The sequence below is a fragment of the Luteibacter sp. P4_D7_3 genome (assembly GCF_056401735.1).
The window spans coordinates 1-8,384 of the sequence record NZ_JBFUIT010000174.1; the positions used below are offsets into that span (position 1 = coordinate 1).

Genomic DNA, 8,384 nt, shown 5'->3' on the forward strand with positions numbered 1-8,384 from the left:
ATCCGGTCATCATCTACAGCGTGCCGACGCTGCCGATCGAGGCGCCGTCCATTCGGCGCATCCGCCTGGCCGACCTTGCGGCGACGCACGTCAGCACATCGGACACCGTGGCGCTGGCTCCCGCCCGTGCGATGGTCCCCGATGCCGGAATCCGCAGCCGCCTGGAATCGCTGATGCGATCCGAGGCGGCTTAATGGTGGTTCCCTGACCTCACATCCGAAGGGACGGGCCAACCGGCTCATCCCTTCGGCCGAGTCCCTTTGGCTGGCTTTACACGACCGGGCCGTCTGGCGGTATCATCGCCGCGCGAGCGACCTCGTGGGGAGGAGACGCCGTTAAAGCCCGGCAAGTCCGGTGCGCAGGGGATGAGGTATGGGGAACGTTGTCGAGTTTCTGGCTCGCGTGGGACAGGATGCCGCCCTGCGTCACGCATCGGGCGAGCAGATGGCCGCCGAGCTCGAAGCCGCCGGTATCGCGCCGGAACTGAGCGCTGAGATCCACGCCGGCAACGCCGGTGGCCTTCGTTTGCTCCTCGGGCAGGGCGTGTTTTTTGCAGCGCTGATGCCGCCCGGCCCGGATGAGGACCGCGAAGAAGAGGACGATCGTCAGGACGACGAAGAAGATGAGGAAGGCGACGAGAAGCTTTCCCTGTCTTCCGAGTCGCACACGCGTCTCTGATCCGATGAGGCGGGCATGCCGCCAACTGCGATGGATGCTGGCGATCGGTCTTCTGGTCGTCAGCGATCTCGTGGCCGGTGCAGCACCTTCGTCCCAGAACGGTGCGACTGTCGCGGCCGATTCTATCGAGGTGGCCGATACCATCAAGCTTGCGGACTTCCCGCGTTTCAGCGAGATGCTGTCGAAGCTGGACGCCAACGACGCCTCGCTCACCGACTACTCGCGCTGGAAGCTTCGTTACCTGCTTGGGTGGCGCGCGGTCTACCTTGGCAATTTCGAAGGTGCCCGAGTCCTTCTTGACGACGTTGCGGACAACGCACCGAACAATCTGCTGCGGTTCCGTGCCCTTGCCACGCTGGTAAATCTCCTGGGCGAAGGGCATCGCTACCAGGCGGCGTTCGTTCGCCTCAGCCAGCTTCAGGACATGATGCCGTCCATCAGGGACTCCAATGCGCGTTTTCAGGGCTTGGGCGAGGCATCCCAGCTACTGAGTGCCGCGGGCCAATACGATCAGGCCGAGGCGTACGCCAGGATGATGATCGACGACCCGCCGCCGGGCCAGAGCATCTGTAAGGGTGCGGAGCATCTGTTGCGTGCACAGCGCGACGCCAAGAAGATCGGCACGCTCGATCCCCTGTTCGCTCGCGCGATCGATGTTTGCATGGCTACCGGTGACACGTTGTTCGGGCAGATCATGCGTGGTGATATGGCCTGGATCTATCTCGCGCAGGGGCGGCCGGAAGATGCGGTTGCCTTGCTGACGCAGTATGGCGATGCGATGCGCCAGCTCAACTACGCCACGCTCTCGTCGGAAACGGACGGTACGCTTGCCCTGGCTTATTTCCGCCTGGGCAAAATGGCGGAAGCGCGCCGTTACGCCAATTCGGCGATCGCGCATTCGGTTAAAGGTGAGTACACCGAGGCTGTTATCGAAGCCTACGAAGTGCTCTATCGCGTGGAGAAGCAGGCCGGAAACGCTGCGGCCTCGCTCGCTTACCATGAGCAGTACATGGCGGCGGACAAGGCTTATCTCACCGATGTCGGAGCCCGCGGACTGGCGTTCCAATTGGTCGACCAGCAGGTGGCGGCCAAGAAGGCCGAAGTCGAGTCACTCAACAAGCAGAATGAAATCCTGCGTCTGAATGGCGCGCTCGATCGCAAGGACGTCGAAACCAGTCGTCTTTATATCGTCATTCTCGCTGCCAGCCTTGCGGCCATCGTCTGGTTGGTTCTTTGGCTGCGCCGCTCACAGATGCGTTTCATGAAGCTGGCGCGTCGTGACGGCCTGACAGGTATCTGCAATCGGGAACACTTCGTCGAGCAGGCCGATCGAGTGCTTGCCTATGGGGCGCGTTCCGACCGTGGGCTCTGTCTGATCCTGTTCGATCTGGATCACTTCAAGAACGTCAACGATACCTACGGTCATGCCGTAGGCGACGAAGTGCTTAAGCGTGCGGTCGATGTCTGCCATCGTGCCTTGCACGCCTGCGATGTGTTCGGTCGTCTGGGTGGTGAGGAGTTCGCGGTCCTGTTGCCCGATTGCAGTCCGGCACAGGCACGCGCACGTGCTGAACAGCTGCGGTTGTCCATCTCGGCGACAGCCTCTACGCCGACGCGTCCCGAGCTGGCGGTGACCGCGAGCTTCGGTGTCTCATCCACGTTGCAATGCGGCTTCGAGTTGCACCGGCTGCTTGTGGTTGCCGATGCGGCGCTTTATCGGGCGAAGCGGGCAGGGCGCAATTGCGTCTTCATGGGCGACACCGGTGATATTCCGGATTCGCCCTACCTGGCCGAAGCGCGTGGGTAGTGTGGGAGCCGGCTATGCCGGCGATGAGGGTCACCGCCACCTGGCTATCGCCGCTGAAGCGGCTCCCACAGGGTCACCGCCACCTGGCTATCGCCGCTGAAGCGGCTCCCACACTATCAGGCATAAAAAAAGGCCGCTTTCGCGGCCTTCTTTTTACCCGTCGCAGCTAAAGATTAGCGCTGACGAGCCTTGAAACGGGGGTTGCTCTTGCAGATCACGAACACTTTGCCGCGACGGCGAACGACTTTGCAGTCACGGTGACGCGACTTCGCGGACTTCAAAGAGGAAAGCACCTTCACGGCTAGCTCCTGAAACTTTAAGGACAAGGAAAAACGGAATTGTAGCGATCCGCTCGGCGTTACGCAAGCGCCGGGAAAGATTGACCTTTCAGGCAAGGCCAAGCGCGGTACGTGCTTCGCGCACCGTGCGCAGGAAGCTATCGAGCACGGGAGACGTATTGTCCACGCGACTGGCTACAGCAAGCAACAGGTGAGCTTCCGGATCGTCCACCGGCACGAAGGCCACGCCGTCCAGGTGGACGGCGCGCAGCGAGCCCGGCACGAGTGCCAGGCCCAGTCCGGCGGCCACCAGTGGCAGCAGGGAAGGGATCTGCTGCGCTTCCTGGCGAACGTTGGGGCGGAATTTCGCCTTATTCGCCAGCAGCATCAGCCTGTCGATCAGGGTCGCCGCATGGGCGCGGGGCGGGGCGACGAAGCGCTCATGCGCGAGCTCCTCCATGCGTAGCGACTCGCGGTTGGCGAGCCGATGGCCTGTGGGCAGGGCGATAACCAGCGGCTCGTGATCGATCACCTCGACGTTCAGCTGGCGGGCGTTGGCCACGCCCTCCGGGTGGGCCCGAAGCAGGCCGACGTCGATCTGTCCGCTGAGAATGGCGTCGTACTGGGCGCCCGTCAGCATCTCACCCAGATGCAGGCTGACGCCGGGTGCCGCTTGTGTGAAGCGCAGCAAGGTTTCCGGGAGCGCGCGGTGGAATGATACGGAGACGGCATATGCCAGCCTCAGCTGGCCGGTGAACCCGGCGGCCGCTTCGGTCACCACGGTTCGCGCGCTCTCCGCCCGCGCCAGGATCGCCTTGGCTTCGAGCAGGAAGAGTCGTCCCGGCTCGGTCAGCGCCACGCGGCGCCGGTTGCGGTCGAACAGGCGCACGCCGAGATCCGCCTCCAGGGCGAGAATCTGCTGCGACAGCGGTGGCTGCGAAATATGCAGGCGCTGGGCGGCCTGGGTGAAACTGAGGGTTTCCGCCACTTCCACGAAGTAGCGCAGCTGGCGCAGATCGAACATAGTCGATTTTCGTCTAAGTGAGCGGTGAAAGATATATTGGCGAGAATTTCCTAGGAAATCTATGATCCTCGTCGACCTACCAATCAACCCTCCCCCTGGGTCGGTAGGTCCCTCGCCCCGCATCGACGCTAAACACCGGTATCTGGCCTACCTCCCCCCCCGAGGCCCATGCCGAGGCGTCCTCTGCGGGGCGACTTTCTTTCTGGGCCTGCAAAATTGTGGGAGCCGATTCATCGGCGATCCCGCGGCAGCGGGCCGGGGTGCGGCGTTGTCGCCAGCACCCAATCGCCGATAAATCGGCTCCCACACAAGGCAAGAGCCGCAAAGTCAGAGCTTCGAAGTGAAGGCGCACTCGGTGCTGGCGCGGACGTGGCCTTCGTCGACACCGGGAGCCAGCTCGATCAACGCGAGGCCGTCCGGCGTGACGTCGAACACGGCCAGGTCGGTGATGATGCGGTCGACCACGCCTTTGCCTGTGAGCGGCAGGGTGCATTCGGTGAGGATCTTCGGCGTGCCGTCTTTCGCGGTGTGTTCCATGACCACGACCACGCGCTTCACGCCGGCGACCAGGTCCATCGCGCCGCCCATGCCCTTGACCATCTTGCCGGGCACCATCCAGTTGGCGATGTCGCCTTCGCCGGTGACCTGCATAGCGCCGAGGATCGAGATGTCGATGTGACCGCCGCGAATCATCGCGAAGGAGTCGGCGCTCGAAAAGTACGACGCGCCGGGCCGGGCGGTGACGGTCTGTTTGCCGGCGTTGATGAGGTCGGCGTCCACTTCCTCTTCGGTCGGGAAGGGGCCGATGCCTAGCAGGCCGTTCTCCGACTGCAGCCATACGTCCACGCCGTCGGGCAGGAAGTTGGCCACCAGCGTCGGCAAACCGATGCCAAGGTTCACGTAATCGCCGTTGCTCAGTTCCAGGGCGGCGCGCTGCGCCATCTGATCGCGATTCCAGGCCATGGTCAGGCTCCCTGTGCGCGCACGGTGCGCTGTTCGATGCGCTTGGACGGCGCGGGGTTATGCACGATGCGATCGACGTAGATGCCCGGCGTGTGAACCTGGTCCGGATCCAGCTCGCCTACTTCCACCATGATCTCGACCTCGGCGATGCAGACCTTACCGGCCGTGGCCGCCATCGGATTGAAGTTGCGAGCCGTCTTGCGATAGACGAGGTTGCCCGAGGGATCGGCCTTCCAGGCTTTCACCAGCGCCACGTCGGCCACGATGGAACGCTCCATCACGTACATGTTGCCGTCGAACTCGCGGGTTTCCTTGCCCTCGGCCACCTGGGTGCCGTAACCGGTGCGGGTGAAGAAGGCGGGGATGCCCGCGCCGCCGGCGCGCAGCTTCTCGGCAAGCGTTCCCTGCGGGGTGAACTCGACCTCGAGCTCACCGGCGAGGAACTGGCGTTCGAACTCCTTGTTCTCGCCCACATAGGAGGAAACCATCTTGCGGATCTGGCGGGTTGCCAGCAGCAGGCCGAGGCCCACGCCATCGATGCCGGCGTTGTTGGACACGGCAGTCAGGCCCGTGACCCCGGAGTCGCGAAGGGCCTCGATGAGAAGCTCGGGAATACCGCAGAGGCCGAAGCCGCCCACGGCGATAATCTGTCCGTCGGCCACGAGGCCGGCCAGGGCCTCACGGGCGCTGGCGACACGTTTGTCGCGCGAGTGCGACTTCACCTGGTTCATGCGTTGTCGAGTCCATCCGGGCGGTCCCGCCGCCGGTTCGCCCGCCATCATAGCCGAGCGCCATCACGTTCCGTGGTACGCCGGAGGTTCACGCTGGTCCATGGTGCTGGGCAACATACCTGGAGGTTCTCGTGAGCAAGCAGAAGATTGGCGTGATCGGCATGGCCGTGATGGGTCGCAACCTGGCCTGGAATATCGAAAGCCGTGGACACGCCGTTTCCATCTTCAATCGAAGTAAGGAAAAGACCGACGAGGTGATGTCCGAGAGCAAGGACAAGCAGCTCGTGCCGACATACTCGCTGGAAGAATTCGTCGACTCGCTTGAGAAACCGCGCCGCATCCTGCTCATGGTGCAGGCCGGAAAGGGGACCGACGCGGTGATCGAACAGCTGCGCCCCTTGCTGGATAAGGGCGACATTCTCATCGACGGCGGTAACACCTACTACAAGGACACGGTGCGCCGTGGTGAGGAACTGGCAAAGGACGGCTTGCACTTCATCGGCACCGGCGTGTCCGGTGGCGAGGAAGGTGCGCTGAAGGGTCCGTCGATCATGCCCGGCGGCCCGCGCGACGCCTACGACCTGGTCGCCCCGATCCTCACCGAGATCGCCGCCAAGGCGCCGGACGGCGAGCCTTGCGTCACTTATATCGGCCCGGGCGGCGCCGGACATTACGTGAAAATGGTGCACAACGGCATCGAATACGGCGACATGCAGCTCATCGCCGAGAGCTACGCCGTGCTCAAACACGTGCTCGGCCTGGACAACCAGGAGCTGGCCGACGTCTACAGTGAATGGAACGAAGGCGAGCTGGACAGCTTCCTGATCGAGATCACGTCGAAGATCTTCACCAAGAAGGACGACAAGAGCGACAAGATGCTCATCGACGTGATCCTCGACCGCGCTGCGCAGAAGGGCACCGGTAAGTGGACCAGCCAGAGCGCGCTCGACCTGGGCGTTCCGCTCACGCTCATTACGGAGTCGGTGTTCGCCCGCGGCCTGTCGTCCCTGAAGGAGGAGCGCGTCGCGGCGAGCAAGGTGCTGGCGGGGCCGAAGGCGGAGAAGTTCTCGGGTGATCGCTCGGCTTTCAAGGAATCGGTGCGTCGCGCCCTCTATATGAGCAAGCTCATCTCCTATGCCCAGGGTTTTGCCCAGCTGCGCGCGGCCTCGGAGGAGAACGAATGGAAGCTGGATTACGGCGCCATCGCGAAGATCTTCCGCGCCGGCTGCATCATCCGTGCGCGCTTCCTGCAGAAGATCACCGATGCCTACAAGAACGGTGGCGACGTGAAAAACCTGCTTCTCGACGCCTACTTCCGCGATATCGTGCAGAACTATCAGGCGGCGTTGCGCGAAGTGGTCGCCGAAGCCGTGCGGGTCGGTGTGCCGGTGCCGGGCTTTAGCGCGGCCATTGCCTACTACGACAGCTATCGGTCCGAGACGTTGCCGGCCAACCTCATCCAGGCCCAGCGCGACTATTTCGGCGCCCATACCTTCGAGCGGGTGGACGAAAAGGGCAGCTTCCACGCGGAATGGGCGGCGGAGTAGCCCACTGCCGCCCCCTGTGTAGGAGCCGATTCATCGGCGATCCCGCGGCAGCGGGGCAGGTTGTCGCGACCGGGTTATCGCCGATGAATCGGCTCCTACAAGGAGCAGCAGCCGCCCTGTAGGCGGACCTGCGTCGCGGCTTGAGACGCAAGAACTAGCGCTGAGAGGGACCCTCCCTTTAGAGTTGGCGAAATCGAGAGAGCCGCCCCCTGTGAGGCGGCTCTCTCGCGACCAACGAGGGAGTACGTTGTTTGACGCAGAGACGTAAGCTGACCGGCGCCGTGGCGCTCGCGATAGCGCTGGCCGGATGCTCGACCCTGCCTCAGCCGCGCGACGACGGGGCACTGCAGCGCGAGGCCATGGCCGGCACCGAGAAACCCGCACCGCGGTCGGTGCCGATCGCCAGCACCAATCCGTCCACGCCGGGCGTGGCGCCGCCGGAAGTCACCACGGGCACGGGCGAATTCGTCAAGGCCGTGGGCCTGGCCAAACCGACGCCGGTCGCCGAAGGCGCGGGCACGGTGACCTTCAATTTCGAGAACCAGCCGGTCGAGTCGGTGGTGAAAGCCATCCTCGGCGACCTGCTGCATGAAAATTATTCGATCGTGCCGGGCGTGCAGGGCAACGTGTCCTTCTCGACCTCGCAGCCGGTCACGGCCGAGCAGGCCCTGCCGATCCTCGAGACCCTGCTGTCGTGGACAAGCAATGCGCTCGTGCACAGTAACGGCCGCTACGTGGTGATGCCCGCCAAGGACGCCGTCGCCGGCAACCTCGTGCCGAGCATCGGCGCCAATGCGCCCGCTGGCGGCCTGCAGGCGCGCCTGTTCCCGCTGCACTTCATTTCCGCCACGGAGATGCAGAAGCTGATCAAGCCGTTCGCACGTGCCGACGCGGTGCTGCTCGCCGATCCCACGCGCAACGTGATCGTGATGGCCGGCACGCCGAGCGAACTGGAGAACTACCAGCGCACCGTGGCCACCTTCGACGTGGACTGGCTGCGCGGTATGTCCGTGGGCGTGTTCAGCCTGCAGCGCGCGGAGGTCAAGGACCTCACGCCCATGCTCGACAAGCTGTTCGGTGATAAGGGCAACACGCCGATGGCCGGCCTGTTGCGCTTCATCCCCATCGAGCGGACCAATTCGCTGGTGGTGATCAGCCCGCAGCCGGCCTATCTGGACGAAGTGCGCAGCTGGATCGATCGCATCGACCACGGCGGCGGCAATGAAGCCCAGCTCTACGTCTACGACGTGCGCAACGTGCAGGCGTCGGATCTGGCCGATTACCTTTCCGACATCTACGGTGGCGGCTCCAGCGGTGGCCGCTCCGGCGATCGCGGCGGGAAGGTGGGCCCGGGCC

The 8,384-nt window shown here is 63.9% G+C and carries 8 protein-coding genes and 1 pseudogene; 5 read left to right on the top strand and 4 right to left on the bottom strand.

All coding sequences use genetic code 11. The features are described from left to right. The 3 genes and pseudogenes from AC1DSN_RS14545 to AC1DSN_RS14555 all read left to right on the top strand — a co-directional run. Window positions 1-194: pseudogene (locus AC1DSN_RS14545) on the top strand (SAM-dependent methyltransferase); the annotation flags it as partial. A 178-nt stretch (window positions 195-372) separates the two neighbouring features. Beyond that, a complete protein-coding gene (locus AC1DSN_RS14550) occupies window positions 373-678 on the top strand; it encodes a hypothetical protein (RefSeq protein WP_477297936.1) in 306 nt (101 codons plus the stop codon). Between the two features lie 34 nt (window positions 679-712). Next, window positions 713-2,485, top strand: coding sequence for a GGDEF domain-containing protein (locus AC1DSN_RS14555; RefSeq protein WP_477331317.1), 1,773 nt, complete (start codon window positions 713-715; stop codon window positions 2,483-2,485). Between the two features lie 173 nt (window positions 2,486-2,658). Here the strand turns inward: AC1DSN_RS14555 and ykgO are convergent, their stop codons facing one another. The 4 genes from ykgO to AC1DSN_RS14575 all read right to left on the bottom strand — a co-directional run bounded on the left by ykgO (window position 2,659) and on the right by AC1DSN_RS14575 (window position 5,481). Further along, window positions 2,659-2,784 carry a type B 50S ribosomal protein L36 gene (gene ykgO, locus AC1DSN_RS14560; protein ID WP_029213509.1) on the bottom strand — a complete coding sequence of 42 codons (126 nt, stop codon included), beginning with the start codon at window positions 2,782-2,784 and terminating at the stop codon, window positions 2,659-2,661. A gap of 88 nt (window positions 2,785-2,872) precedes the next feature. After that, on the bottom strand, window positions 2,873-3,787 hold the full coding sequence (locus AC1DSN_RS14565) for a LysR substrate-binding domain-containing protein (RefSeq protein ID WP_477331319.1): 915 nt from the start codon (window positions 3,785-3,787) through the stop codon (window positions 2,873-2,875). A 327-nt stretch (window positions 3,788-4,114) separates the two neighbouring features. Then, a complete protein-coding gene (locus AC1DSN_RS14570; protein WP_063572471.1) occupies window positions 4,115-4,750 on the bottom strand; it encodes a CoA transferase subunit B in 636 nt (211 codons plus the stop codon). A gap of 2 nt (window positions 4,751-4,752) precedes the next feature. Beyond that, a complete protein-coding gene (locus AC1DSN_RS14575) occupies window positions 4,753-5,481 on the bottom strand; it encodes a CoA transferase subunit A (RefSeq protein WP_477298645.1) in 729 nt (242 codons plus the stop codon). 131 nt (window positions 5,482-5,612) lie between these two features. Between AC1DSN_RS14575 and gndA the strand changes: the two genes are divergently transcribed. Then, window positions 5,613-7,028 (top strand): NADP-dependent phosphogluconate dehydrogenase, encoded by a 1,416-nt coding sequence (gndA, locus tag AC1DSN_RS14580; RefSeq protein WP_063572469.1) that lies wholly within the window; start codon window positions 5,613-5,615, stop codon window positions 7,026-7,028. Between the two features lie 251 nt (window positions 7,029-7,279). Next, on the top strand, window positions 7,280-8,384 hold a 1,105-nt coding region (locus AC1DSN_RS14585; RefSeq protein ID WP_477331321.1), incomplete at its 3' end, for a secretin N-terminal domain-containing protein.